At 62.5% G+C, this 25,224-nt stretch carries 23 protein-coding genes, 1 tRNA gene and 1 rRNA gene; 6 read left to right on the plus strand and 19 right to left on the minus strand.

Annotated features, from left to right (window positions below; all coding sequences use genetic code 11):
* Positions 1 to 4: 4 nt before the first annotated feature.
* The 9 genes from J5Y21_RS10590 to ykgO form a co-directional block, all read right to left on the minus strand.
* Positions 5 to 742 carry an aminoacyl-tRNA hydrolase gene (locus J5Y21_RS10590; protein WP_210575501.1) on the minus strand — a complete coding sequence of 246 codons (738 nt, stop codon included), beginning with the start codon at positions 740 to 742 and terminating at the stop codon, positions 5 to 7.
* On the minus strand, positions 742 to 1,992 hold the full coding sequence (gene serB, locus J5Y21_RS10595) for a phosphoserine phosphatase SerB (RefSeq protein ID WP_210575503.1): 1,251 nt from the start codon (positions 1,990 to 1,992) through the stop codon (positions 742 to 744). Before serB ends, J5Y21_RS10590 begins: the two co-directional genes overlap by 1 nt.
* Positions 1,993 to 2,089: 97 nt before the next feature.
* Positions 2,090 to 3,925, minus strand: a complete 1,836-nt coding sequence (gene ctaD / locus J5Y21_RS10600) for a cytochrome c oxidase subunit I (RefSeq protein WP_210575505.1) — start codon at positions 3,923 to 3,925, stop codon at positions 2,090 to 2,092.
* Between the two features lie 281 nt (positions 3,926 to 4,206).
* Positions 4,207 to 5,211: a class 1b ribonucleoside-diphosphate reductase subunit beta gene (gene nrdF / locus J5Y21_RS10605; protein ID WP_210575507.1), complete on the minus strand. Its 1,005-nt coding sequence runs from the start codon at positions 5,209 to 5,211 to the stop codon at positions 4,207 to 4,209.
* Positions 5,212 to 5,271: 60 nt separating this feature from the next.
* The gene (nrdE, locus tag J5Y21_RS10610) at positions 5,272 to 7,434 is read right to left on the minus strand and encodes a class 1b ribonucleoside-diphosphate reductase subunit alpha (protein WP_210575509.1); all 2,163 of its coding nucleotides are present in this window, start codon (positions 7,432 to 7,434) and stop codon (positions 5,272 to 5,274) included.
* A gap of 83 nt (positions 7,435 to 7,517) precedes the next feature.
* Positions 7,518 to 8,042 (minus strand): class Ib ribonucleoside-diphosphate reductase assembly flavoprotein NrdI, encoded by a 525-nt coding sequence (nrdI, locus tag J5Y21_RS10615; RefSeq protein WP_210575511.1) that lies wholly within the window; start codon positions 8,040 to 8,042, stop codon positions 7,518 to 7,520.
* A gap of 123 nt (positions 8,043 to 8,165) precedes the next feature.
* Entirely contained in the window at positions 8,166 to 8,399 is a 234-nt protein-coding gene (gene nrdH, locus J5Y21_RS10620) for a glutaredoxin-like protein NrdH (protein WP_210575513.1), read from the minus strand.
* Positions 8,400 to 8,859: 460 nt separating this feature from the next.
* Positions 8,860 to 10,842, minus strand: a complete 1,983-nt coding sequence (locus tag J5Y21_RS10625; RefSeq protein WP_210575515.1) for a VWA domain-containing protein — start codon at positions 10,840 to 10,842, stop codon at positions 8,860 to 8,862.
* Positions 10,843 to 11,077: 235 nt separating this feature from the next.
* A complete protein-coding gene (ykgO, locus tag J5Y21_RS10630; RefSeq protein WP_003852698.1) occupies positions 11,078 to 11,200 on the minus strand; it encodes a type B 50S ribosomal protein L36 in 123 nt (40 codons plus the stop codon).
* Positions 11,201 to 11,406: 206 nt separating this feature from the next.
* On the opposite strand from ykgO, the gene nadE reads away from it, so the two are divergent.
* The gene (nadE, locus tag J5Y21_RS10635) at positions 11,407 to 12,291 is read left to right on the plus strand and encodes an ammonia-dependent NAD(+) synthetase (protein WP_210575522.1); all 885 of its coding nucleotides are present in this window, start codon (positions 11,407 to 11,409) and stop codon (positions 12,289 to 12,291) included.
* Positions 12,292 to 12,586: 295 nt separating this feature from the next.
* Here nadE and J5Y21_RS10640 read toward each other — a convergent pair whose 3' ends face one another.
* Both J5Y21_RS10640 and J5Y21_RS10645 read right to left on the minus strand, forming a co-directional pair.
* Positions 12,587 to 13,366 (minus strand): fructosamine kinase family protein, encoded by a 780-nt coding sequence (locus J5Y21_RS10640; protein ID WP_210575529.1) that lies wholly within the window; start codon positions 13,364 to 13,366, stop codon positions 12,587 to 12,589.
* On the minus strand, positions 13,359 to 13,838 hold the full coding sequence (locus J5Y21_RS10645; RefSeq protein ID WP_210575531.1) for a methylated-DNA--[protein]-cysteine S-methyltransferase: 480 nt from the start codon (positions 13,836 to 13,838) through the stop codon (positions 13,359 to 13,361). The genes J5Y21_RS10640 and J5Y21_RS10645 overlap by 8 nt, the downstream gene beginning before the upstream one ends.
* 104 nt (positions 13,839 to 13,942) lie before the next feature.
* On the opposite strand from J5Y21_RS10645, the gene J5Y21_RS10650 reads away from it, so the two are divergent.
* Positions 13,943 to 14,698, plus strand: a complete 756-nt coding sequence (locus J5Y21_RS10650) for a hypothetical protein (protein ID WP_210575533.1) — start codon at positions 13,943 to 13,945, stop codon at positions 14,696 to 14,698.
* A 55-nt stretch (positions 14,699 to 14,753) separates the two neighbouring features.
* Entirely contained in the window at positions 14,754 to 15,413 is a 660-nt protein-coding gene (locus J5Y21_RS10655; protein WP_210575535.1) for a hypothetical protein, read from the plus strand.
* Between the two features lie 73 nt (positions 15,414 to 15,486).
* Here the strand turns inward: J5Y21_RS10655 and J5Y21_RS10660 are convergent, their stop codons facing one another.
* A complete protein-coding gene (locus J5Y21_RS10660) occupies positions 15,487 to 16,083 on the minus strand; it encodes a TetR/AcrR family transcriptional regulator (RefSeq protein ID WP_296149617.1) in 597 nt (198 codons plus the stop codon).
* Between the two features lie 59 nt (positions 16,084 to 16,142).
* On the opposite strand from J5Y21_RS10660, the gene J5Y21_RS10665 reads away from it, so the two are divergent.
* Complete coding sequence (locus tag J5Y21_RS10665; protein ID WP_210575537.1) at positions 16,143 to 17,222, plus strand: GNAT family N-acetyltransferase; 1,080 nt, start codon at positions 16,143 to 16,145, stop codon at positions 17,220 to 17,222.
* Between the two features lie 217 nt (positions 17,223 to 17,439).
* On the opposite strand, the gene J5Y21_RS10670 is transcribed toward J5Y21_RS10665, so the two are convergent.
* From J5Y21_RS10670 to pgm, 4 genes are all read right to left on the minus strand, one after another.
* Positions 17,440 to 17,512, minus strand: a tRNA-Ala gene (locus tag J5Y21_RS10670).
* An 88-nt stretch (positions 17,513 to 17,600) separates the two neighbouring features.
* Entirely contained in the window at positions 17,601 to 18,374 is a 774-nt protein-coding gene (locus J5Y21_RS10675) for a thioredoxin domain-containing protein (protein ID WP_210575539.1), read from the minus strand.
* Between the two features lie 48 nt (positions 18,375 to 18,422).
* The gene (locus tag J5Y21_RS10680; RefSeq protein ID WP_282597888.1) at positions 18,423 to 18,902 is read right to left on the minus strand and encodes a MauE/DoxX family redox-associated membrane protein; all 480 of its coding nucleotides are present in this window, start codon (positions 18,900 to 18,902) and stop codon (positions 18,423 to 18,425) included.
* 120 nt (positions 18,903 to 19,022) lie between these two features.
* Positions 19,023 to 20,681: a phosphoglucomutase (alpha-D-glucose-1,6-bisphosphate-dependent) gene (gene pgm, locus J5Y21_RS10685; protein WP_210575543.1), complete on the minus strand. Its 1,659-nt coding sequence runs from the start codon at positions 20,679 to 20,681 to the stop codon at positions 19,023 to 19,025.
* 155 nt (positions 20,682 to 20,836) lie between these two features.
* Between pgm and J5Y21_RS10690 the strand changes: the two genes are divergently transcribed.
* Together J5Y21_RS10690 and J5Y21_RS10695 are read left to right on the plus strand one after the other, a co-directional pair.
* Entirely contained in the window at positions 20,837 to 21,193 is a 357-nt protein-coding gene (locus J5Y21_RS10690; RefSeq protein WP_296149540.1) for a CrcB family protein, read from the plus strand.
* Positions 21,190 to 21,642: a CrcB family protein gene (locus tag J5Y21_RS10695; RefSeq protein ID WP_210575550.1), complete on the plus strand. Its 453-nt coding sequence runs from the start codon at positions 21,190 to 21,192 to the stop codon at positions 21,640 to 21,642. Before J5Y21_RS10690 ends, J5Y21_RS10695 begins: the two co-directional genes overlap by 4 nt.
* Positions 21,643 to 21,651: 9 nt before the next feature.
* Here the strand turns inward: J5Y21_RS10695 and J5Y21_RS10700 are convergent, their stop codons facing one another.
* From J5Y21_RS10700 to rrf, 3 genes are all read right to left on the minus strand, one after another.
* Positions 21,652 to 24,183, minus strand: coding sequence for an FtsX-like permease family protein (locus J5Y21_RS10700; RefSeq protein ID WP_349236994.1), 2,532 nt, complete (start codon positions 24,181 to 24,183; stop codon positions 21,652 to 21,654).
* A 26-nt stretch (positions 24,184 to 24,209) separates the two neighbouring features.
* The gene (locus J5Y21_RS10705; protein ID WP_210575562.1) at positions 24,210 to 24,977 is read right to left on the minus strand and encodes an ABC transporter ATP-binding protein; all 768 of its coding nucleotides are present in this window, start codon (positions 24,975 to 24,977) and stop codon (positions 24,210 to 24,212) included.
* A 128-nt stretch (positions 24,978 to 25,105) separates the two neighbouring features.
* Positions 25,106 to 25,223 (minus strand): 5S ribosomal RNA (gene rrf, locus J5Y21_RS10710).
* Position 25,224: the final 1 nt, after the last annotated feature.

The following is a 25,224-nucleotide window of genomic DNA, read 5'->3' on the forward strand; positions in this document are numbered from 1 at the left end:
GGCCCTAGGCGTATGTCCCCGGCAGTGCCACGACGGTGACGGAGCCGGGTGCGACCTCAGTGAAGCCGCTGTCCTGCACCGCAACAGCTGCCGGATCAGAAGCGAGCTGCGCGAACTTCTCGTGAGAGACCTCACGCACCTGCAGCGGGAAACCGTCCGTGGCCCACGCAGTTACGCTCTCCGGGGTCATTGCCGCAGCGAGCAGCATCGAGCCGTGCCCGGCCTGCGCCGCAGCTTTGCCCGCGGACATCTCCAAGGAGGCATCGACGGCGATGAGAGGAAGTGAGGCATCGAGCTCATCCGGTTCATCGAAGGGCAGGTCCGTGCCGCGGATCTGCAGCTTGGAGATCAGGTGCGGCACATCGGCCACAGCCGAGGGAATGAATGCGCGCGCAGACGCCGTGCCGACGGTCGCCGTGCAGCCGGGCAACGCCTGCACGTTCTCCCACCCGGCACCACGTGCCCGGCGGGCGATCTTGCGGATGCGGTGGCCGTACCACTGCCCCAGTGCGTCGTGCCACGCACCGTCTTTTCCCGCACGCGGGTCAAGGCACACCGCGACGACCGCCTGCGCAGCTGCGGCGAGCAGGTCCGTCCGCTGCGGGGGCTCCGCTTTCGGCACATGCAGCGCGATCTGCATCGCCTGCACCGTCTGCGGGTCGTCTGGGTCCTCCCCGCCGCGTTCCGGGGAGGAAAGGGAGTGGGAGAGGAACAAGTGGGCGTCGATAAGCTCGCTGCCCATCAATCGAGTGCGACCTTACCGTCGATCCCCTGCTCTTCATTGAGCACGTCGATCTCGTGACGCGGAACGCCCATGATGTAAAGCACCGAATCGAGGAACGGGTGCGTCACCGCGGTGTCCGCGACCTCGCGCAGCGCCGGCTTCGCATTGAACGCGACGCCCAAGCCCGCCTCCGTGATCATGTCGATGTCGTTCGCGCCATCGCCCACAGCGACCGTCTGCGACATGCGCAAGCCCGAATCCGCGGCGAATTCCGCGAGGAAATCAGCCTTCGCACGCCTATCGACGACCGCCCCGATCACCTCGCCAGTCAATTTCCCGTCCACGATCTCGAGCGTGTTGGCGCGCACGTAGTCGAGCTGAAGTTCTTCCGCCATCGGCTCGAGCACCTGAATGAATCCGCCTGAGACCACGGCTGTGCGGTACCCCATCTGCTTCAGCGTGCGGATCGTCGTGCGCGCACCCGGCGTGAGCTCGATATCGCGGGCGACCTCGTCGATCACTTTCGCATCGAGACCCGCCAGCGCCTTGACGCGCTCGCGGAGCGACTCCTCGAAATCGAGCTCGCCGCGCATCGCGCGCTCCGTCACCGCGGCGACCTCTTCTTCGCGTCCCGCGTGCGCGGCAAGCATCTCGATGACCTCGCCGGTGATCAACGTTGAATCGCAGTCGAAGCACACCAGGCGCTTCGAGCGACGGGCCAGACCTGCGCGCTCGATCGCGATGTCCACACCCAGCCCCGACGACAACTCCGCCAAGGCCTTGCGCACCGTGTGGCTGACCTCGTCGCCCTGGCCCGGAATGGTGATGGAAAGTTCCAGCCCAGTCACCGGATAGTCGGAGATCCCGCGAATGCGGTCGATATTCGCCCCGAAATCCGCCAGCGTGCGACCAATCTCCGACACCGCCTCCGCCGTCACCGGGTCGCCCAGCACCACTACCGCGTGCGTGGAACGCTTCCGCTGCGGAGCCAAGGACTCCTCATCCGTCTCAATCAGCACCGAGTGGTCGGACAATTCTGAGGCCGCCTCGAGGTCGCGACGCAGCACTTCCACCGACGACGGCTTCACACCGGCGAAGGCCGCCAGCGCGAGCCGGCCACGGAAATTCGCCTGCTCCGCATCGAGAAGTTGCACCGCGTGCTGAGACAAGATGGCGAAGAATGCCGCCGTCACTCCCGGGCGGTCCGCACCCGTTAAGGTGATCACGGCGTAATGGAGACCAGGCTGCAAGGCGACGGCATAACTCATGGATACAAAATTACAGCACGAAGCCCCGCACCACGTGGTCTGTGGTGCGGGGCTTTCAATCAGGAGCGGCTTTTCGCAGCCGCTGAACCGTTAAACGCTAGTCGGTCACCTTGGTGGAACCCGACGCCGGGCGGACGGTAGTCGCCGTCTCGGTGCGCACGGTCTTAGCGGAGCGGGTCGCACGACCATCGGTCTCGCCCGGGGTCGTCGCCTCGGAACGCGGATCGTGGTGGCCGGTGTGAGCCTCACGGCGCATGGTCTCAACCATGTGCGGGTAGTGCAGCTCGAAGGCCGGACGCTCAGAGCGGATACGCGGCAGGGACTCGAAGTTGTGTCCCGGAGGCGGGCAGGAGGTCGCCCACTCGAGAGAGTTGCCGTAGCCCCACGGATCGTCGACGGTGACGACCTCGCCGTAGCGCCAGGACTTGTAGACGTTCCAGATGAACGGCAGGAACGCGATGCCCAGAATCAGGGAGCCGACGGTGGAAATCTGGTTGAACAGCGTGAAGCCGTCCGAATCCAGGTAGTCGGCGTAGCGCCGCGGCATGCCCATGTTGCCCAGCCAGTGCTGGATCAGGAACGTCATGTTGAAGCCGATGAAGGTCAGCCAGAAGTGCCACTTGCCCAGAGTCTCGTCGAGCATGCGGCCCGTCATCTTTGGGAACCAGAAGTACACGCCGGCGCACGATGCGAACACCACGGTACCGAAGAGGGTGTAGTGGAAGTGCGCAACCAAGAAGTAGCTGTCAGCCAGCTGGAAGTCCAGCGGCGGGGAGGCCAGCATGATGCCGGTCAGACCGCCAAACAGGAACGTAGCCAAAAAGCCCATCGCCCAGGTCATCGGGGTCTCGAACGTCAGGTGGCCGTTCCACATCGTGCCGACCCAGTTGAAGAATTTCACACCGGTCGGAACAGCAATGAGGAAGGTCATGAACGAGAAGAACGGCAGCAGAATCGCACCGGTGACGTACATGTGGTGCGCCCACACAGCCATGGACAGGCCGCCGATGGCCATGGTCGCGAAAACGAGGCCGATGTAGCCGAAAACCGGCTTACGGGAGAAGACCGGAACGACCTCGGAGACGATGCCGAAGAACGGCAGCGCGAGGACGTAGACCTCCGGGTGGCCGAAGAACCAGAACAGGTGCTGCCACAGGACGCCGCCGCCGTTAGCCGGATCGAAGATGTGTCCGCCGAGCTTACGGTCGTACAGGACACCGAGAGCAGCCGCGGTCAGCAGCGGGAAGATCATCAGCGCGATGATGGACGCGACGAAGATGGTCCAGGTGAACGCCGGCATGCGGAACATGGTCATGCCCGGCGCACGCAGGGTCAGGACAGTAGCCACCATGTTGATGGCGGACGCCAGGGTACCGATACCGGTAGCACCCACACCCAGGATCCACAGGTCAGCGCCCACACCCGGGGTGTGGATGGCGTCTGCCAGCGGCAGGTACATCGTCCAGCCGAAGTCGGCTGCGCCACCCGGGGTGAGGAAGCCGGACAGCATTGCGAGAACACCGGCCTGGGTAACCCAGAAACCGAAGGAGTTCAGGCGCGGGAACGCCACATCCGGTGCGCCGATCTGGAGCGGCAGCACGAAGTTAGCGAAACCCCAGACGATCGGGGTACCAAACGCCAGCAGCATCACCGTGCCGTGCAGGGTGAACAGCTGGTTGAACTGTTCGTTGGACAGGAATTGCAGACCCGGGGAGAAGAGCTCCGCGCGGATGAGCAGTGCCATCAAGCCACCGACAAAGAACCACACGAAGGACATGATGATGTAGAACACGCCCAGCTGTTTGTGGTCTGTGGTGGTCAGCAGGTCATAAAGGCGGGTGCCTTTACGCGCCTTTCCGGTCGGCTCCGGCCGGACCGGGGCGACAACATCGGTACCAGCCGTGTCGTCGAGCCGTGGTGCCACAGCAGTCATTCGTTTCCTCCTGATTGAGACTCAGCTGTGCCTCGCCTCCGGCGATCCGATGACCCCGGTGGCACCCCAAGCAGGCGCATGGGTAGGCGCAACTAGTACCGCTTCATCTTAACGGTCGCCCCAGCCAAAATCCAGACATCACAGGCCACACCCATAATGACCATGACTCCTGCTTGGTTCGGCCTTTTCTGATTGACCCCGGATTGGGGAGAGCGGGCCGCGCGACCACGCGACCCGCTCCTGTCAATGCGAATTGATGTATGAAATTTGAGGCTGGACGATTAGAAGTCCCAGTCGTCGTCCTGGGTGTCCTCGGCCTTGCCGATGACATAGGACGAACCGGAGCCGGAGAAGAAGTCGTGGTTCTCATCGGCATTCGGGGACAGGGACGCCAGGATCGCCGGGGACACGCGGGTCTCGTCGACTGGGAAGAGCCCCTCGTAGCCCAAGTTGTTCAGCGCCTTATTCGCGTTGTAGCGCAGGAAGCGTTTCACGTCCTCGGTCCAGCCCAGCGGATCGTAGATGTCCTCGGTGTACTGGCACTCGTTGTCGTAGAGGTCGTAGAGCAGATCGAAGGTGTATTCCTTCAACTCGTCCTTGCGCTGCTCGCTCTCCCCTGCCAGTGCGCGCTGGTACTTGTAGCCGATGTAGTAGCCGTGCACCGCTTCGTCGCGGATGATCAGGCGGATAATATCGGCGGTGTTGGTCAGCTTGGAGTGCACCGACCAGTTCAGCGGCAGGTAGAAGCCGGAGTAGAAGAGGAAGGACTCGAGCATCACGGAGGCGATCTTGCGCTTCTGCGGATCGTCGCCCTCGTAGTAGCTCAAGATGATCTTCGCCTTGCGCTGGAGGTTGTCGTTCTCCTCCGACCAGCGGAACGCGTCGTTGATCATCGGGGTCGACGCCAGGGTCATGAAGATATTGGAGTAGCTCTTCGCGTGGACGGACTCCATGAACGCGATGTTCGTGTACACGGCCTCCTCGTGCGGGGTCGTGGAATCCGGCAGCATTGCCACAGCTCCGACGGTGCCCTGGATGGTGTCCAGCAGCGTCAGGCCGGTGAACACACGCATCGTGGCCTGCTTCTCATCGTCGGTGAGCGTGTTCCAGCTCGGGATGTCATTGGACACCGGAATCTTCTCCGGCAACCAGAAATTGCCCGTCAGGCGGTCCCAGACTTCCAGGTCCTTGTCGTCGGGAATGGAATTCCAGTTGATCGCCTTGATCGGCTTGTCGTGGGCGGCCAGGTACGAGTCGTATTCATGCGGGTCAGTCACGCAGATCATCCTATCTATTTGCAGGGAAAACGTCGGGGTGGGGTGAACGCTTCGTCGATAAGCTCCTGCTTACAGCATGCAGGACACGCAGCCCTCAATCTCGGTTCCTTCCAGGGCCATCTGGCGCAGGCGGATGTAGTACAGCGTCTTGATGCCCTTGCGCCACGCGTAGATCTGCGCGCGGTTGAGATCGCGGGTGGTCACCGTGTCCTTGAAGAACAATGTCAGCGACAGGCCCTGGTCGACGTACTTCGTGGCCACAGCGTAGGTGTCGATGATCTTCTCGTAGCCGATCTCGTAGGCATCCTTGAAGTAGTCGATATTCTCGTTGTCCATGTGCGGCGCCGGGTAGTAGACGCGGCCGATCTTGCCTTCCTTGCGGATCTCGATCTTGGACGCGATCGGGTGGATCGACGAGGTCGAGTTGTTGATGTAGGAGATCGAGCCGGTCGGCGGAACAGCCTGCAGGTAACGGTTGTAGATACCGTCGCGCGCGACGACCTTCTTGAGCTGCTCCCACTGCTCCGCGCTCGGCGGCTGCGCCGTCGAATTAGCGAAGATCTCCTTGACCTTCTCCGTCTTCGGCTGGAAATCCTCCGGATTGTAGCGGTCGAAGAACTCGCCGGTGGCGTACTCGGAGCGCTCGAAGCCTTCGAAAGCCTCGTCCTTTTCCACTGCGATCTTGTGGGAGGCCTTGAGGCACTCGTACAGCACGGACGCGAAGTAGACGTTGGTGAAGTCCAAGCCCTCCTCGGAGCCGTACTCAATGTGCTCGCGGCCAAGGTAGCCGTGCAGGTTCATCTGGCCGAGACCGATGGCGTGCGATGCGTCGTTGCCCTCACGGACGGACGGGACGGAATCGATGGAGGTCTTATCCGCCACCGCGGTCAGGCCGCGGATCGCGGTCTCCACCGTCTTAGAGAAGTCTTCAGAATCCATCGACATCGCGATATTCAGCGAGCCGAGGTTGCACGAAATATCATTGCCCAGCTCGGCGTAGGTCAGGTCATCGTTGAGCACCGACGGGGTGTTGACCTGGAGAATCTCGGAGCACAGGTTGGACATGTTCACGCGGCCGATCTTGACCGGGTTCGCCTTATTCGCGGTGTCCTCGAACATGATGTACGGGTAGCCGGACTCGAACTGGATCTCCGCGATCGTCTGGAAGAACTGGCGGGCGTTGATCTTGGACTTGCGGATGCGCGGGTCCTCGACCATCTCCTCATACTTCTCGGTCACCGAGATATCGGCGAACGGGACGCCGTAGACGCGCTCCACGTCGTACGGGGAGAACAGGTACATATCGTCGTTGCGCTTAGCCAGCTCGAAGGTGATGTCCGGGATGACAACACCGAGAGACAGCGTCTTAATGCGGATCTTCTCATCCGCGTTCTCGCGCTTCGTGTCCAGGAAGCGGAGGATGTCCGGGTGGTGCGCGTTGAGGTACACCGCGCCAGCACCCTGGCGTGCGCCGAGCTGGTTGGCGTAGGAGAAGGCATCCTCCAGCAGCTTCATCACGGGGATGACGCCGGACGACTGGTTCTCGATGTGCTTGATCGGCGCGCCCGACTCGCGGATATTGGACAGCAGCAGCGCGACACCGCCGCCGCGCTTGGACAGCTGCAGCGAGGAGTTGATCGCACGGCCGATGGACTCCATATTGTCCTCGATGCGCAGCAGGAAGCAGGAGACGAGCTCGCCGCGCTGCGCCTTGCCCGCGTTCAGGAACGTCGGGGTGGCCGGCTGGAAACGACCGGTCATAATCTCGTCGACCAGCGCGGAGGCCAGCTGCTCGTTTCCGTCAGCGAGGAACAGCGCGGTCATCGACACACGGTCCTCGAAACGCTCCAGGTAACGGCGCCCGTCGAAGGTCTTCAGCGTGTACGAGGTGTAGTACTTGTATGCGCCCAAGAACGATTTGAAGCGGAATTTGTAGGAATACGCGCGCTTGAAGGTGGACTTCACAAAGTCCCAGTCGTACTTCTCGATCGTCTCCGGCTCGTAGTACTTGTTCTCCACCAGGTAATCCATCTTCTCTTCCAGATCATGGAAGTAGACGGTGTTCTGGTTGACGTGCTGCAGGAAGAACTGGTTCGCCGCCTCACGGTCTTTGTCGAACTGGATTTGGCCGTTCTCGTCGTACAGGTTCAAAAGCGCGTTCAGCGCGTGGTAATCGAGCTGTTCGGTCTGGCTCACCGGCTCAGCAACGGTCTTCCCCACAGTGTCGGTCACGGTTCTTCGGGCCTTTCTCAAGCAGTGATCAAATATGTAATTTCAGGGCTAAATCTTCAGCTTCATTGCCGTACAGCCAGCAGCTATACAGCGTGGTAACGCTCGCGCAGCCGCGCTAGACGCAGCTCGCTTTCCGACGTCTCCGCGCGACGCGCCTCAAGCACCTCACGGTCGCGCGCGGTCAGCGGTTCAAGGCCGAGCTTATCGACGCCCGCCACCAAGTTCTCGCGAACCTTCTCCACATCCTCTTCCGAGCCCATCAACTCGAAGCGGTACAGATACGGCACACCCGTCTTCTCAGCGATGATATTTCCCGCTTTGCAGAAATCCGGGCCGAAATTGGAATTGCCCGCCGCGATGACACCGCGCAGCAATTTCCGGTTCGACTCGTCATTCAAAAACCGGATCACCTGTGGCGGCACCGGGCGGACATTCTCGTGAGTCAGCGACACCCCGCCGCCGTACGTCGGGCACACCAGCACATATGGCTCCTGAACCTTCAGCGGTGCATCACCCCTCCGGAGCGGAATCCGTGCGCTCGGCAGACCGAGCTTGTCCACAAAGCGGTGGGTATTGCCCGTCGCGGAAGAAAAGTAAACGACCAACATGGCAGATTGCTGACCCTTTGACTTGAAAAAACAGCTGGCAGGAAGACGAAAAGAACGCAAAAACAGCTACAGCAAAACGTTAAGCCGCCAACAACGTGACGGCTTGAACTTCATGCGGGGCGACTACGCGACGCTCTCAGCGAGGGAACGGATGCGGTCCGGGCGGAAGCCCGACCAGTGCTCCCCGTCGACCTCAACGACCGGGGCCTGCAGGTAGCCCAGCGCCATGACGTAGTCGCGCGCGGAGTCATCCATGGAGATATCCACGGTGTTGTACTGCAGACCAGCGCGGTCCAGGGCCTTCTTCGTAGCGTTGCACTGGACGCAAGCTGGCTTGGTGTAGAGGGTGATCGACATAGTTTTCAGGGCTCTTTTCTTCTCAGAGGATGTTCGGGGGCTAGTGAGACTTACCTGGCGGCCCCAGGGGTGCCGCTAGCGCTCGAATCAACTTAAGAGTGGTGCGGCATCGAGCGATGCGCCGCGCCCGCACCCGTCGGGGGCGAACACCAAGAGACACTATACGTTGTGCCATATTCTGGCAACCGGTACTACATATAGTAGTTACACGCATGGTATTCGCAGGATAGCCAAGGGAAATAACCTACATGTAGTTTCACCACAGGCGTTTACATGCGAAAAACGGCTTACACGGGTGGAATTTTCTTCGAAATATTTTCAATCACGCCCAAAATCACACCGAAACCGCGCCGCACGCCACACTCTTCCACCACCCGCCGACGCGAAGAGCCCCTCCCCCAACCGAATCCTTACAACGGACCGGCCAGCGGAGGGGCTCTCCCCTATTTGGCGCTACCGATTACCTCCGGCGCAACAGCGCAATGATGCCCGCCAACGCGGCCAGCAACACCACGATGCCGATACCCAGACCCAGCATCAGAATTCCCTTGGCACCAAGCCCACCGTCGTCCGACTCGTCCTGCGCCTGGGTGTCCGTGTCGTCCGACTTCTCGTCGCCGCCATCCTTCTTCTCGCCAGTATCCGGCGGAGTATCACTCGGCTCCGGACCGTTCTCATCGGTCGGACGCCACTTAGGACCATCAGTCTTCTCCCCAACCGCATCAAACGCAATCTCAAACGGCTGCTCAACGCCCATGACATCGTCTTCGTCGCCTTGTGGCATTCCGAGTCCCACGTAGTAGTAGCCTGCGTTCGCCTGCTCTGCACCCGTACTACCGGTTTCCCTGTTACGGAAGCTAATCACGTTTCCGGTCAATGTGTCTTCAGGGCGGGTCGAGTCAAACTTGATGCTTTGGCGAAACGGCGAATACAGCTCCGGAGACAGCCCCCGAGATTTCCCGTCCTGACCATCTATTGTCCGGTAACTGAATACCGGGCGCTGCCCGTATTCGACTGGGATCTTGTAGAAGCGGTACTCACCCGGAACAATCGCATCCTTGTAAGCACCCGGCTTCACTTCCACCGCCTCAGAGAAACTCGAGCCTCCCTTGATGTCTTGGGGCCCGTCGAAGCTGAGCTCTGGACCTTTATCATCGACTTCCTGCGCATCTGGGTACTGAGAAACTTCTTCCTCGTCGGGAATCGGTTCGAAGTTGATCTCAACCTCAACGTCCACTTCTTCCTCACCGCGGCCAGATGCAGCGCTGGGGTTCTCATACGCGATTTGGTCAGGAATCGTCCAACGCTGGCTGCAGCCTCTGTGTTCGTCGACAGGAACGAACCGCCTGATCAGGGGTGACGGCATCCAGGCAGCGCTACCGCTCGTCTTTCCGTCAACGGATGTATTAACGCCGCCATAGGAGCCGTCGCACATTTCCACTTCGTTTTTGGGCTCAACTCGCTGGACAATGAATCCCGCATCGGAAGCTCGCCCCGACTTCGATCGCTTTGGAAGGACAGTCGTGGAAATGACCGCATTGTGCCCCTCGGGAATGGCGACCTTGTAGTAGCCTGTCTCGACTTTGTCGCCCGCGTTCTTTTTGAGCTTGGCATTCACTTTCGTGTGGTAGCGGCCTTCGCCCAGCCACTTAGCGTCTTCCGGGGTATCCGAATACTCGAACTCCGTACCGGCCGTCTGGTAGGTCTCCGCATCACGCTGGGCAAGGAACTTCAACGACTCCGCCAACGAACCAGCATCATCAGCCTCCATGAACTCACCGCCACCGGCCTCAGCAACACACTCCAGCTCCTTGCGGGCATCCTCATCCGTTTTGAACCCGACCGTGTGAATCGTCAGATCAAAACCATCGCCCGCCAACTCCTTGGCCACCTCACACACCGGCGGCGGCGCACACGTATCAATACCGTCAGACACCAGGATGATCGTGCGCTCACCCGAATCACCAAGCTCGTCCGCGGCAGCCTTCAACGAATTACCCACCGGCGTATAGCCCTTCGGCGACATCTCGTCGATCTTGGAGTTCAACTCATCCTTATCCAGCTTGCCCACCGGAACCAGAGTCTCAATATCCCGACACCCCGCATCACGATTATCCGGCGCATTCGACTCACGCATACCGTAAGCAAGCAGACCAAGGTTGGCCTGCTCCGGCAGAGAATTCACCAAATCATGCGACGCCTTCTTCGCCGCATCCATACGCGTACCACCATCAACATCCCGCTCAGCCATCGACCACGACGCATCCAACACCAACGCAGCCTTACTATCCACCGTCGCCTCATTCGAACCAGACGACTCCGACGATGACGACGACTCAGTACTCGACTCCGCAGCCGAACTGGACTCACTGCCCCGCTGCGCTACCGCATCACCCGGAGCAACAAGCCCCCACACACCAAGCAACGCAACAACAAACAACACCGAAACAAAACTCAACGAAAACTTGCGCGACGTATCCATAATCCTCAAAAACTCGGAAACAAGAGGGCAGGTGTCCAAGAAAATAGCTTTCCCGAATGAACCTACGGTAAATCCTAAACACAGCCTGTGCCACGCATCACAGGAATTATTGAGGAGTTGAATGACTGACACATAGAGAACGCCCCCGTCGCGAGCATGATGCTCATTGCGACGGGGGCGTTGAAAGCCTTAGCGTTTAGCCCTGACGAGCCTTGAAACGCGGATCCTTCTTGTTGATCACGTAGACCTTACCGCGGCGGCGGACAACCTGAGCGCCCGGCTTGTTCTTCAGCGACCGAAGGGACTTACGGACCTTCATCGGGCGCTCCTTTCTACTCGTTAATGTTCCGAGTGGCCACCGCGACTCCACCTCAATACGAGCAGGTGGCGGCGGACAATCGTTTCTTTCCTCGGCGCACCGTGAAGCGGCGCTGCCGTGCAACGGGAGTCAATGCTACCTGACCGGCCCCGCAGCACCAAAACGGCCGAAACTCACGGTCATCTTTCCGCGCTACGATAGCGGACATGTCTCACGAGTCCGACTCCGCCTCCAACAGCTTGCCCGAGAACCCGTCCCACGACGCGATCGGTGCGACGCAACAAGAGATCATCGCTGCGCTCGGCGTGAAGCCGTTCATCGCGCCCGCCGGCGAGATCGCCCGGCGCGTCGACTTCCTCGTCGACTACTTGGAGAAGACCAGGACGAAGGGGTTCGTCCTCGGCATTTCGGGCGGCCAGGACTCGACGTTGGCGGGCAAGCTCGCGCAGCTCGCGGTGGAGAAGACCCGTGAGCAGGGGCGCGAGGCCACGTTCATCGCGGTCCGTCTCCCCCACGGCGTCCAAGCGGACGAAGACGACGCGCAGCTCGCGCTCGATTTCATCCAGCCGGACCAGCGCGTCACCGTCAACATCGAGCCCGCAACGACGGCGCTCGCCGGAGAGATCGCGAGCAGCCTTAGCCAAGAGAAGCTCGGCGACTTCAACAAGGGCAACGTCAAAGCACGCATGCGCATGATCGCCCAGTACGCGATCGCGGGCGAACTCGGTTTGCTAGTCATCGGCACCGACCACGCGGCGGAGAACGTCACGGGCTTCTTCACCAAATTCGGTGATGGCGCAGCCGACCTCGTCCCGCTCGCCGGCCTGAACAAACGCCAGGGCGCGCAGCTTCTCGCCCACCTCGAGGCCGATAAGCGCCTCTACGAGAAGGTGCCCACCGCCGACCTCGAAGAGGACCGCCCGGCGCTTCCCGACGAGGAGGCGCTCGGCATCACCTACGCCGAGATCGACGACTACTTGGAGGGCACGCTTATCGACGCCTCCTCTGCCGCCCGCCTCGAGCACCTCTGGGCAGTCGGCCAGCACAAGCGCCACCTACCGCCCGGCCCGGCCGAGACCTGGTGGCTCTAGCGCGGAACTGGCAGTGGATACGAATTAGGGTTGCCGACCCATTAGCTCGTCCATCCAGGACTCGTCCTGCTCTTCCGCACGGAATTCTTCGGGCGTGATCCCGGTTCTCTCGATCGGCTCCCAATCGGCCGAGAAGGGCTTTCCGCACCCTGACACAACACCTTGCTCTATCAGCCGGTCTAATGCCCGCGTCCCCCGAGTCTGATCGTCTCCCATTCCGCCCACCCCTTGTTGGCTTCGATTCCGCAGTTTCTGTTTTCGACGTTAGCCACAGGAAATTTTCCCGTCAACGACGTTAGCCGACGACGCGCAGCGTCTCCTCCGCTGCACGAACCAGTGCAGATCCATAGCTGGGGCCGTGGGTGTAGGCATGGACGGCGAGCGGGTGGAGCTGGTGGATCGGGATGCGCCGCTCCCAGTCGCCGCCGGAAGCATCGCCGAGGGAGGAACCGGCGGCGAGGTAGCCGTCGATAAGCGAGCGGAGGTGCGGTGCGCCGAAGAGCTCGAGCATCGCGATGTCCGTCAGCGGGTGGCCGCCGTGCGCGGCCGGGTCGATGAACCGTGGGCCGGAGGTGGAAAACAACAGGTTGCCTGTCCAGAGGTCGCCGTGAATGCGTGCGAGCGGGGCGTCCTCGTCCTCCGCGAGTAGCGCATCGCACGCGCGCTGGACTGTGTCTAAACCTGCCTCGTCCAGGTTGCCCCGCCTGTGGGCTTTCTCCGCGAACGGTAGGACGCGTTGCGCGGTGTAGAACTCCGCCCAGCGTTTCGTCGGCGTGCACTCCTGTTGCGCGCGGCCGATGAAATTGGGGCCATCCCAGCCATCGGCAGGCGCCCCGAACGCATCCGCCCCCATCGCGTGAATGGCGGCGAGCTCGCGGCCAGCCTCCTTGGCGGCGTCGGCGCTCGGGCGGGCGCTGTCGACGCGCTCGATGGTCACCGTGTTGGCATCTTCGTCGAGGTCTACAACCTCCACTACCGCATCAGATCCCTCCCGCAGCCAACGTAGGTACGCCGCTTCCGCTGCTGCCGCGCCCGGCGCGCTGCCCTGCTTGACGAAGACGTCTGCCTTAGACATCGACACCTTCCAATTCGAGGAGGAAACGCTTCGTCTCGGAGCCGTCGCGGTAGCCGCCTAAGCCCCCGTCCGCGCGCAGGACGCGGTGGCACGGGACCAGCAGCGGCAACGGGTTATTCGCGCACGCCCCGCCGACCGCGCGCACGGCCTTCGGATTGCCGACCTTGCCGGCGAGCTCCCGGTATGTCGTGGTCTCCCCGTACGGCACGCGGGCGAGCTCGCGCAGGACACGTCCGCGAAAGTCGGTCGCGAACCGGTAATCCAGCGGCACCGTGAACTCGCGGCGGCGTCCCGCGAAATACTCCTTCAACTGGTGTGCGGCGAGCGGGACCACAGCGTGCGCCCCGATTCGGTCGCGTTCGGCCTCGATCCCGTCGGACTCGAACAGCACCTTCGCAACCCCCGCCTGCGACACCACCAACCCGATCTGGCCGATCGGGGACTCGATCTGGTGGAACTGCAGCTCGTCCATGGCCCCCACGGTACTTAGCTTCCCGCTTACGCGCTGCTCATGCACGCTTCCTAATATGCACTCTTCCCAGCCATGTGTCGTATATCACTGTTACGGTGGCGGTTATGAGCACCCCCAAACGATTCTCCGCATTGACCGTCACCGCCATCACGGTCTTGTCAGTGTCGGCTTGCAGCATCGAACTTAGTGCGGGCTCTACATCCGAGGAGGAGACCGCCACAGAAGCGCCGACCGACATCGAAACGACCTCCGAGACCAGCTCCGCCGAGGAGACAACCTCGTCGAGTTCGTCGTCGTCTTCGCCCTCGTCTTCTTCGTCTTCGTCCACCACTTCGTCCAGTAGCGGGGACGACGAGACTGAGGACTTCAACGAATACGACGGTGTCAGCACCCTCGATTTCTTCGCTGCTCTTGGCGAAGTCGAGGGAATGCACGCTACCGACAGGGAGAGCGACCCGAAGAAGCTCCGTACCTCCGCCAAGCTCTTCAACGAGGACGAGTCCTTGCGGGCGGACGTCTTCATCTTCATTCCGACTCCAGATGGCGAACCCGCCCCAGTGAAGTCCCACTCGGACGAAGGACTCAAAAACGCCTACGAATCTGCCCGTGACGTCTTCGAGGAAGAGGGCCACGACGTCGAAGAGACGGAGATCACGACGAAGAATCTGGAGTGGAAGTGCGTGGAAGCGCAGCAGTCCCAGGGCGACGGCGACATCGACCATGCTATTTGCGACGCGGCTTTCGCCGGCCGCGTCATCGACGTCCAGCGCATCATCCTGCACGATGACCGCGACCAGAAGGATAAGCAGCTGGACACGTTGCTCGAGAAAGTCGACGCTGCCCTAGATACTCTGAAATAGCCACCCACGCTCGCCGCCCCCATCCCACAACCAAGAATCGAGCAGTCCATTGAATGTGCGCACAACCCTGACCGGCATTTCGCTCAGTCTCGCCGCGGCTGCGCTCGTCGCGTGCGGAACATCTGAACCATCGACCATCGAGGGCACCAACCCGCCTATCGACGCCGCTGTCTGCAACGGCGACACCTCGTGCGAGTCCGACATGCGCGAACTGAGCCACAAGCTCGAGCCTTCCGACGACGCGAATGATGACGGAATCATCGACCAGGAAGAGCTGGACGCGGCGCGGAAGAGGCTGGACGAGGAGGAAGCAGCTGCGTCGGCAAGGGAGGCCGCTTCCGCGTCTTCGGCTGCCGCAGCTTCGTCGAGCCGCGCCGAGGCAGAGGCTTCTCAGTCCTCCGAAGCAGAAGCTGAGCGCTCCGAGTCTGAGCGCTCGGAAGCTGAGAGCAAGGAAGACACCGAGAGCGAACCTGCTCACGAACAAGAAGACCAGGAACCCGCCCCGGAGCCACAGGAAGACCAGTCAGAGCAGGCCCCGCAGGAGTCGCCGAAAAACCAAGGTCCGCCGCCACTCGAGTGGGCAACCTTAGGTCCGTACGACAGCCTGTCCGCCTGCGAAGACACCCGCGCCAAGTGGCCGGTCAACTCCCACCCCTGTTACACCGGCCCCGACGGAAAAGCCTACTTCGAAGGCCAGCGCCAAGCTTTGCAGTAAAGCTTGTAGAGGGAAGAGGCAGGGCCCACCGCCCCCAGGTATCCACAACAGTGCGCCGGTATAGAAAGGCCCCTCACGACAGGAGTGCCGTGATGCCGTCGGAGAGAATCTCGCGTGGGCTGATGTGGTGCGTCGCGTGGAGCCGCGCATAGGTAGGAGCTTGGTCAGGGTCAATGGCGACACGCTTCTCGTCAGATGCCACGGGGGAGGTCAGGGAGGCGCCGATCACCAGGTTGGATAATCGGTAGGCAGTTCCCAGCGGATCCGGGGTACCCGCTTGTTCGAGCAGGACGCACATCCGCTCGGAAAGGGCCAGGTACGCCGGGCCCCTGGGAGCGCGCATACCGATGACCTGACCGGCCCACCGGTGGGTCGTGAGGTGCGCGTAGAAGGCGTGCATCAGGGCAGGCAGGTCGGCGTGGCGGATCGACTCGGACATCACGGGATCGTCTGAAAGCGCTGTGTCGAGGGCGAGGTCGAACAGATCGTCGACGGATTCGACGCGGGAGTACAGGCTGGCTGGAGCGACACCCACCTGTTGCGCCACAGATCGCAGGGTGAGGGCCCTCAACCCGCCTTCGTCCAGCAGCCTTACCGATGCCCTCGCAACCTCGACGATGTCCACTGCGCGGAGGCGTTGCACAGGTTTGCGGTGTTCCCAGTAGCTCACCCCACCAACCTAACCAACCACGCTTCAGTTAGCTATCCAATCTATGTTAGGTTTACCGCATGCTGGATGCCACCACCCTCCCGATCACCTTTGAGAACACTCGCCTACGCCCCCTCTCTGAGCTGGACGCAGACGCGTATGCAACCGGCACTAAGGATGAAGCGGTGCGGCGCTTCGGCCACCTGCCCGAGTCCGACTACACCCCCGAGTCCGTGCGACGGATGATCCGCGAAGAGGTCGCGGCGGGTATGTCGTCAGGCACGCTGGCAGTCCTCGCACTTGCCGACGCCGAGACGGACCGGTTCGTGGGCTCCTTGGTGCTCTTCGACGTCAGCTCCGAGGCTGCCGAGGTCGGGTTCTGGATTCATCCGGATGCGCGGGGAGCAGGGCACGCTCGTCGGGGCCTGGAGTTGGCATCGCGCTTCGCACGCAACAGTGGACTGCGAACCTTAACCGCACGCACCCTCCCGGAGAACAAGGCCTCCCAGCGATGCTTGACGGCCACAGGGTTCCATGAGGTCGAGCGATCCGTCGGGACCACACCCGCAGGACAGCACGAGGAGTTGATCCACTACCGGCGCGATCTCCAGCCCACCGCCCAGTGGCCGTTGGCGACGGAGCGGCTTCGGCTCCGTCCACATAACGCCGACGATGCCGAATGGCTTCACGAGCTGTACTCGCGACCCGATGTTGCCCGCTACCTGCTGGACGAGCCATGGACCGCGGAAGTCACCCGCGAAAAGCTCGCCGATCGGCTAGCGAAGACTGACATCGATGGCGAGACTGGCGCGCTTGCGCTGGTCATCGAGCATGACGGCGTCCCGATCGGAGACATCGCGTTGTGGCTCACCGATCACGAGCACCGTCAATGCGAGATCGGGTGGGTTCTCGACCCGGCGCACGGTGGACAAGGTTTCGCCAGCGAAGCCGTCCGAGCAGTACTCGCCCTCGGGTTTGACCACTACCAGCTCCACCGCATCACCGCGCAGATGGATGCCCGAAACAGCGCCTCGGCAGCACTGGCTCGTCGTGTCGGGCTCCGGCTCGAAGCACATCACGTCCAGGACTGGTTTAGCAAGGGCGAATGGACCGACACCCTCATCTTCGCGCGACTTGCCTCCGAGCACATGTGCCAATGATCGGGAGTCTGACTTTCATGCTCCCTGTACGCGGCTCCCAAATCTACCGCGCTCTGACGACGTAGGTGAGTCACTGTGGATCATCAACATGTACCCCCTGCCATGACTGGCCTACTGCTGGGCACCGGGACGCTCCGACACTGCCGAAGGCGAGTCACCGCAGAAACAAAACTGCCCCGCCATCAGGCGGGGCAAGTTTCGATTTTCTCATCTTACGTGGAGCTAACGGGATTCGAACCCGTGACCCCCACACTGCCAGTGTGGTGCGCTACCAACTGCGCCATAGCCCCGTTGCTTCAGCGGGGACTCCCGCGAAGCGACTTCGATAAATATACACCGGGCTACGAGCGAGACCAAAATCGCTCGCAGCCAGCGGTTTTAGTTAGCGAGGAGGTCGTCGATCCAATTTTCGAGCGGGTTGGATTCGACGTCCTTGCCGTCGACAAGCACGCGCGGGGAGGAAAGATCGCCGGTCTTGTCGATGAGGTCCTTCTCGTTGGCCTCGCCGAGCTCCTTGGCTTGATCCATGTACTCACTGTTGCGAATTGCCTCGACCGCGCCCTTGGAGGCACCGACGCTCTTCGCCATGTCAGCAAGCTGATCCGGGGTGACACCAGCCAGGTTCTGCTGCTCCTCGAGCAGCGCCTTACGCAGGTTCCAGTACGGCTCGACCTCGCCCTTATCCGCGAGTGCCAGGGCCGCTGCAAGGGTGTTGGTGGAGTGACCGGCCTCGTACCTCTCACCGGTGCCGTCGAGGAAGACCATCGGGTGAATGTGAACCTTCAGCTCGCCGGCCTTGATCTTCTCCAGCATCTGCTCGTCGGTCTTCTTCGCCAGCTCGCTGCAGAAGTGGCAGGCGAAGTCCTCATAGAGGGAGGCTTCCTTCGCATCGTCGCTGTTCTCGCCGGACAGGGTGACAGTGTTGTCGGTGAGCTCCATAGTCACGCCGTCGACGGGCTCGACATTCTCGGCGATGCGGTCAGCCATCGCACCGCGGCCGTTGTACACGATCAGGCCGATCACCAGAGCGCCGACGAGCAGCAGCGCGAGGATCGCCCAAATGAAGCCCTTGCCGCCGGAGGAATTCGGGTTGGCCACCTTGGTGGATCCCTTAGCGGATTTCTTGGTGGTCGACTTAGAAGAGGAAGTCACAGTGCATCACCTTATGTATTCGAGGTCGAGCTGTTTCACCGGAAAAGCTTACGGGTACAGCGCGAATTTCTTAAACGGGCGGTAGATCATGAACAGCGTCACGGCAATCAGGCCAATATCGCGGACGATGGCCCACAACAGGTCGCCACCGGTGCTGTTCGGGTCTGGCGCGAAGCAGCCGCAGTCGATTTGCAGGCCGCGTGCATACGCAGACGTGAGGCCGATGACAAAGAGAACGAGCACACCGAACGACACCCAACCAGCGGGACGAATTTTAATGCCCAACAGCAGGATCAAACCGCCGGCGAGCTCGAGCGGGCCGATGAGGTGAGCCAGCAGGCTGGACCAGTACGGAGTGAAAATCTCGTACGCTTCAATGCTTTGTGTCACGGTGAAGTGCTTGCCCAGCTTCGTGGTGCCAGAGACAATCCACATCGCGGCAAGCCCAAAGCGCGCGAGCGCGGAGAGCACGTCAAGCACGCGTTCGCTTGACGACGTCTCCCCTGCCCCCGGCTCCCCGCCGTCCAAGACATGGGCATCTGCCACCTGCACATCGTGTGTATTTGCCACCTCAACGACCTTAGTCGATGGGCGGAGCGCCGAGAAGCCTCTCGCTGTGAGGTTCCCGTCACCTCCCTGTGCCGGCGACTACTCCCCGAGCACGGCGCTGACGACATCTTGGGCTTCCTGCTGCACCTGTTTCAGGTGCTCTTCGCCCTTGAATGATTCGGCGTAGATCTTGTATTTATCCTCCGTACCGGACGGGCGCGCAGCGAACCATGCGTTGTCGGTGGTGACCTTCAGGCCGCCGATCGCGGCGCCGTTGCCGGGTGCTTCGGTGAGCTTGGCGGTGATCTCGTCGCCGGCGAGCGTGGTTGCCGTGACCTGCTCCGGGGAGAGCTTCTTCAAGATAGCCTTCTGCTCACGGTTCGCCTCCGCGTCGGTGCGGGCGTAGACCGGCGCGCCGAACTTCTCTTCCAGTTCGGCATAGCGCTGCGACGGCGTATTCCCCGTCACCGCGGTGATCTCAGCGGCGAGCAGATCCATGATCAGGCCGTCCTTGTCGGTCGACCAGACGGTGCCGTCTTTGCGCAGGAAGGATGCACCGGCGGATTCTTCGCCGCCGAAGCCGACCGAGCCGTCGATAAGCCCGGGCACGAACCACTTGAAGCCGACAGGCACCTCGACGAGCTTCTTGTCCAGCGATGCCACCACGCGGTCGATCATCGAGGACGACACGAGGGTCTTGCCCACGGCGGTGTCGGCGCCCCAGCCATCGCGGTGGCTGAACAGGTACTCGATGGCCACGGCGAGGTAGTGGTTCGGGTTCATCAGGCCTGCATCTGGGGTGACAATGCCGTGGCGGTCCGCGTCCGCGTCATTGCCCGTCGCGATGTCGTATTTCTCGCGGTTCGCGACCAAGCTCGCCATGGAATTCGGCGAGGAGCAGTCCATGCGGATCTTGCCGTCGGTGTCCAGTGTCATGAACCGCCACGTCGCATCCACAGCCGGATTGACCACCGTGAGGTCGAGCTTGTGCGCCTCGGCGATCGCTCCCCAGTAGTCGACGCTGGCGCCACCCATCGGGTCCGCGCCGATGCGCACGCCGGCATTCCGGATCGCGTCGATGTCCACGACATTCGGCAAGTCAGCAACGTAGGTGTCCATGAACGGGTGCGTGCCAGCGCGCTCGTCGAGGACGCCGGTCACCGGTGTGCGCTTCACGCCGTCCAGCCCAGCGGCCAGGTAGTTATTGGCGCGCCCCGCGATCCAGTCCGTGGCATCCGTGTCCGCCGGGCCACCCGACGGCGGGTTGTATTTGAAGCCGCCGTCGCGCGGCGGGTTATGGGACGGGGTGATCACGATGCCATCGGCACGCTTCGGGTCGGTGCCGGTCACACCGCCAGCCAGCTTCGCATTGTGCGCCAGGATCGCATGCGACACGGCGGGGGTGGGAGTGTAGCGCCCCGCGGCGTCGACAAGCACTGCGATGTCGTTCGCGATGAGGACCTCAAGCGCGGAGACCATCGCCGGCTCGGACAAAGCGTGCGTGTCGCGGCCGATGTAGACCGGCCCGCCAATCGAATTCTCGCGGCGGTAATCCACGATCGCCTGCGTCGTCGCCCAAATGTGCTGCTGGTTGAACGCGTTGTCCAAGCTCGACCCGCGGTGCCCCGACGTGCCGAAAGACACCTGCTGATCGGGGTCCGCCGCATCGATGTCGCGCGTGTAATAGGCGGTGACCACCTCCGCGATATCGATCAAATCCTCGGGGCGTGCTGGCTGGCCTGCTCGCTCATGTGCCATGGCGTGAAAGCTCCTTTTTCGGTGTGCGTGCTTGTCAATCGTCGGGGGTCACTATCCATCTTCCCCTGACTTTCACGCGCCCGCCATCTATGCGCCCCCTGCGTGCGGCGCTCCCCCATTCCGCGTGCGCACACACCGTGGGCTACCGTGAAAGCGTGGTGAACACGGCATTCAAGGAAGCTCTCGCGATCGGTTTCGGCGCGTCTTTCGGTGCGCTCGCACGCTTCGCATTCACCCCGCTCATCGCGCCGGAGCCGCCGTCCGAGATCGTCATCATCTTCGTCATCAACGCGATCGGCTGCTTTCTCATGGGCTTCTTCGACCCGGGCCCGTTCTGGGGCCGCGGAATGATCGGCGGCTTCACCACGTTTTCCGCCGTGTCATTTTTGGCCATGCAGTCCAGCGCGTTCATCGCGCTCGTCTACATGGTGAGCACCATGCTCGTCGCGCTCGCAGCGTGGGAGCTGGGAGACGCTTTACGACGCCGCCGCTCCCCCGAGGTCGCCCCATGACCCAGTTGAATCCCCGCACCCCGCAGTACCAGGGCCCCGAAGGTGTTGTCGGCAGCCACTTACTGGAAGCGTTGAGCAGCGGCGAAGGCCTGAAAACAATCGCCCTGCTTTTCATTCTCGTCGGATTCGGCGCATTCCTCGGCGGCATGGCCCGCTCGGCACTCAGCACACTGCTGCCCGGCAGGCCCGGCACCTTCGCCGCGAATGTGGTGGGCTCCGCCGTCGTCGGTTTCTCCGCCGCCCTGCCTGTGCTGTGGCCCGCGTTCCTCGGCGCCGGATTCGCCGGTGCCGTGTCTACGCTGTCGACGATGGCAAAGGAGCTGGGCGCGCTCGTGCGTCAGAAGCAGTGGTGGACGCTCGCCCGCTATGTTCTGCTCACCTGCACCGTCGGCATCGTCGCCGCATGGTTCGGGCTCAAATACGGGTTGCGTATCATCTCCGCGCTCTGACCCCTGCGCTTATTCCGCGATCGCGTCGAGCGGCGGGGTTTTCGCCGCACGCTGCGCCGGCCACAACGCCGCGACGATTCCGACGAGCACCGAACCTGCGAGCATCCCGCCGATCATCGTCCACGGGTAGGCGATATTCTCCAGACCCTGGTCGGCCAGCACCGTGAGGAAAGCCCACCCGAGCAACAGACCCGCGCCCACGCCCAACAGTGCACCGAACACGGCGATCTGGACCGACTCCAGGATGATCATGGTGCGCACCTGCCCGCGTTGCGTGCCCACCGCGCGGAGCATGCCGATTTCCTGCCGGCGCTCAATCACCGACAGTGTCAGCGTGTTGATGATGCCGAGAACCGCGATCACCACCGCCAACGACAGCAGCGCGTAGAGGATGTACAGCATCTGGTTGATCATCTGCTGCGCTTCGCCGCCGATCTCCTCCGGGGTGCGGACCTGCACCACGATGTCATCGTGCACCGCCGCCTCGAGGTTGGCTCGCAGATCGTCCTCGCTGACAGACCCGTCGCCGTTCACGCCGACCATGAGCACCTTGAAGCTCTCCGGCGGCATGAGCTGCTCCACCGTCTTCTGCGATAAGACCCAGGACGCGAAGAGCTGGGAGTCCTCGAACAGGCCCGTCACCGTGGCTTCCGCCTCGGGCGCACTCTCCCACCCGGGCGCGGCGATGGTCACCGTGTCCCCGACGGCCAGGCCCTTCTCGGAGGCGAGGGAGGCGGGGAGGAGAACGCCGCCGTCGTCAAGCGACGAGCTGCCCTCCGTCATGGTTAGCGCGACGAGCTCGCCCGGGTCTCCCGCGATGACATCCGTTGCTCCTACCGGTCCGAACTGGTTGCTGAATTCGCCGTTCACCGTCACGCGCGCCTGCGTGTACGAGACGACCTCGCCGGCACCGTCAACGTCCTTGACGCGTTCCGGCAGGTCGTTCGGGATGGGGAACGTGCCCAGCTGCGGCCCCTGTAGAATCATGTCCGCGTCGACGTCGTTCTCCAGCACATCGTCGACGGAACGCTCCATCGTCGCGCCCAGCATGCCGATGACGGTCACCAACGCGATACCGAGCATGAGCGCGAACGCCGTCGCTGAGGCGCGGCGCGGATTGCGCTTCGAATTCGTCGCCGCGAGCGAGCCCACCGCACTGAACGGCGCGCCGATGATCCGGCCGAGGACCGGGACCACCGGCAACGACAATGCGGGGCCGGCGAGGAAGAGACCGACGATGACGAAGACCGCTGCGGCACCGATGAGCAGCGCGCGGCGTCCCGTCGAACCGTCGTCCCACATCACGCCCAACGCGAGAAGAGCCCCGCCCGCAGCGAGAAGCACCGTGCCGAACACCGTCCGCGCGAGGAGCGGCTGCGGAGCCGCCGACTCGCTTGACCGCATCGCCTCGACCGGCTCAACGCGGCCGGCGCGGCGGGCAGGAGCCCACGCCGACAGCACCGTCACCAGCGCGCCGACGACGATCGGCACCGCCACTGCGCTCACGGACAGGCCCGATCCGGCGCCCGGCAGACCCATCCCCTTGGCGTCCATCACCGCGCGGATCACCGCCACCAAACCGGCGCCAGCCACGACACCCAGCGCTGATCCGAGCAGACCGATGAGCAAGGACTCCACTACGACGGAACGAGTGATCTGCCCCTTCGACGCACCGAGCGCGCGCAGCAGCGCGAATTCCTTCGTCCGCTGCGCCACGATCATCGAGAAAGTGTTAGCGATCAAGAACGTGCCCACCAACAGGCCCACGAGACCGAAAGCAGTCAGGAAATAACTGACGAAGCTCAAGCCTTGGCGGATCTGCTTGGAGAGGTCGTCGGCAAGCACGGAGCCCTCTTTAACCGTGAGGTCACTGTGTTCCTGCGCGATACGGTCCTTAAGCTGCGCCGGATCGGTGCCCTCCGCCGCCTTGAGCGTGAGACCCGGAACGTACCGGCCGTTGGTATAAAACTCCACGAACGCGCTCTCCGGCACCTTCACCATCAGCGAAGCTGCCCGGTCGAGCTCATCGGTGTACAGACCCGTCACCGTCATCTCGTGGCGGCCCTCAGGGTCTACGACGATGATTGTGTCGCCCACCGCGATGCCGTAATTCTCCGCGCCCGCCGCATTCAGCAGCGCCTCGCCCGGCTTCGTTGGACCGTTGCCCTCGGTGATATCGAAAGGCGGGCCCACGACAGCGTCGTCCGGGTAGTACAGGCCCACGCGCGCTTCGCCGCCGCCAGTCTGGATTGCATTCGCTTCAGCGTCGGCGACGACCACCGGCTCGGATCCGTCGACCGCAACCCGCGCGACCTGCGGGTCCGCCGCGAGCGACTCCCGTACCTCCGCGGGAACGACCGACTTGCCTTCCGCCGGCTTCACCGCCACGTCGACATCGTCGTACATGCTCGAGACAGCCGAATCGAAAGTGCGCTCGAGCATATTCGTGAACATCAGCGAGCCCGAAATGAACGCCGTGCCCAGCACGACAGCGAGCACCGTGAGCGCGAGCCGCAGCTTGTGGGCGCCGATGTTACGCACCGACACCTTCGTCATCGCGCCCGCCATCAGCCCTCGATTCCGTTCATCGTCGACAGGATCTCCTCCATCGTGGGCGCGCGGAGTTCATCGACGATATTTCCGTCCGCGAGGAACACAACGCGGTCCGCGTACGACGCCGCGCGCGCATCGTGCGTGACGATGACGACGGTCTGCTCGTCGCCGTCGACCGCCGCGCGCAGAATCTCCAGGACCTCGCGCGAAGAATTGGAGTCGAGGTTGCCCGTCGGCTCGTCTCCGAAAATGATTTCAGGGCGGCTCACCAGGGCACGCGCGCACGCCACGCGCTGCTGCTGGCCGCCGGACAGCTCGCTCGGACGGTGGCTCAGACGCTTCGCCAGACCGAGACGCTCGGTGATCTCGTCGTACCACGCGCCATCGACCTTCCGCCCCGCGATATCAGCCGGCAACGTGATATTCTCCGCCGCCGTCAGCGTGGGCACCAGGTTGAAGGACTGGAAAATGAAGCCCAGACGGTCGCGGCGCAGAGCAGTCAGCTCCTTCTCGCTCAACGTCGACAGCTCCGTCCCACCGATCTCCACGGAGCCGGCGTCGAAAGAATCCAGGCCCGCCATCGTGTGCATCAGCGTCGACTTGCCGGAACCACTCGGCCCCATGATCGCCGTGAATTCATTGCGCGCGAACTCCACGCTCACGCCATCCAGCGCGGTGACCTTCGTATCGCCTGCGCCATACGACTTCACCAAACTCACAGCGCGAGCAGCAGGAGCATTTCGCTTATCGACGACACCCTCCCCCACCGAATGCTTCCCCATCTCCACACTCTCCTTGTCCGACGCAGGTTTATTGCAACCCGGATTAGTTTACGGAATATATCCGGGCATAGCGAAAGACCCCTAAGGATCGTCATTGTCCTTAGGGGTCCTGCCTGAATTAAGTTTTTGGTCGGCGGTAACTTACTCTCCCACACCCTCCCGAGTGCAGTACCATCAGCGCGGGTGGGCTTAGCTTCCGGGTTCGGAATGGGACCGGGCGTTTCCCCACCGCTATCAACCACCGACA

This window comes from Corynebacterium sp. Marseille-P3884 (genome assembly GCF_017942225.1).
Classification (GTDB): Bacteria; Actinomycetota; Actinomycetes; order Mycobacteriales; family Mycobacteriaceae; genus Corynebacterium.

Bases quoted from the DNA above. Each gene is read 5' to 3' on its own strand.
- nrdH (WP_210575513.1), bottom strand. From the start codon at position 8,399: ATGTCGATCACCCTCTACACCAAGCCAGCTTGCGTCCAGTGCAACGCT.
- J5Y21_RS10665 (WP_210575537.1), top strand. From the start codon at position 16,143: ATGCTGGATGCCACCACCCTCCCGATCACCTTTGAGAACACTCGCCTA.
- ctaD (WP_210575505.1), bottom strand. From the start codon at position 3,925: ATGACTGCTGTGGCACCACGGCTCGACGACACGGCTGGTACCGATGTT.
- serB (WP_210575503.1), bottom strand. From the start codon at position 1,992: ATGAGTTATGCCGTCGCCTTGCAGCCTGGTCTCCATTACGCCGTGATC.
- J5Y21_RS10695 (WP_210575550.1), top strand. From the start codon at position 21,190: ATGACCCAGTTGAATCCCCGCACCCCGCAGTACCAGGGCCCCGAAGGT.
- J5Y21_RS10590 (WP_210575501.1), bottom strand. From the start codon at position 742: ATGGGCAGCGAGCTTATCGACGCCCACTTGTTCCTCTCCCACTCCCTT.
- nrdI (WP_210575511.1), bottom strand. From the start codon at position 8,042: ATGTTGGTCGTTTACTTTTCTTCCGCGACGGGCAATACCCACCGCTTT.
- nrdF (WP_210575507.1), bottom strand. From the start codon at position 5,211: ATGATCTGCGTGACTGACCCGCATGAATACGACTCGTACCTGGCCGCC.
- J5Y21_RS10640 (WP_210575529.1), bottom strand. From the start codon at position 13,366: ATGTCTAAGGCAGACGTCTTCGTCAAGCAGGGCAGCGCGCCGGGCGCG.
- J5Y21_RS10645 (WP_210575531.1), bottom strand. From the start codon at position 13,838: ATGGACGAGCTGCAGTTCCACCAGATCGAGTCCCCGATCGGCCAGATC.
- pgm (WP_210575543.1), bottom strand. From the start codon at position 20,681: ATGGCACATGAGCGAGCAGGCCAGCCAGCACGCCCCGAGGATTTGATC.
- J5Y21_RS10650 (WP_210575533.1), top strand. From the start codon at position 13,943: ATGAGCACCCCCAAACGATTCTCCGCATTGACCGTCACCGCCATCACG.
- ykgO (WP_003852698.1), bottom strand. From the start codon at position 11,200: ATGAAGGTCCGTAAGTCCCTTCGGTCGCTGAAGAACAAGCCGGGCGCT.
- J5Y21_RS10705 (WP_210575562.1), bottom strand. From the start codon at position 24,977: ATGGGGAAGCATTCGGTGGGGGAGGGTGTCGTCGATAAGCGAAATGCT.
- nadE (WP_210575522.1), top strand. From the start codon at position 11,407: ATGTCTCACGAGTCCGACTCCGCCTCCAACAGCTTGCCCGAGAACCCG.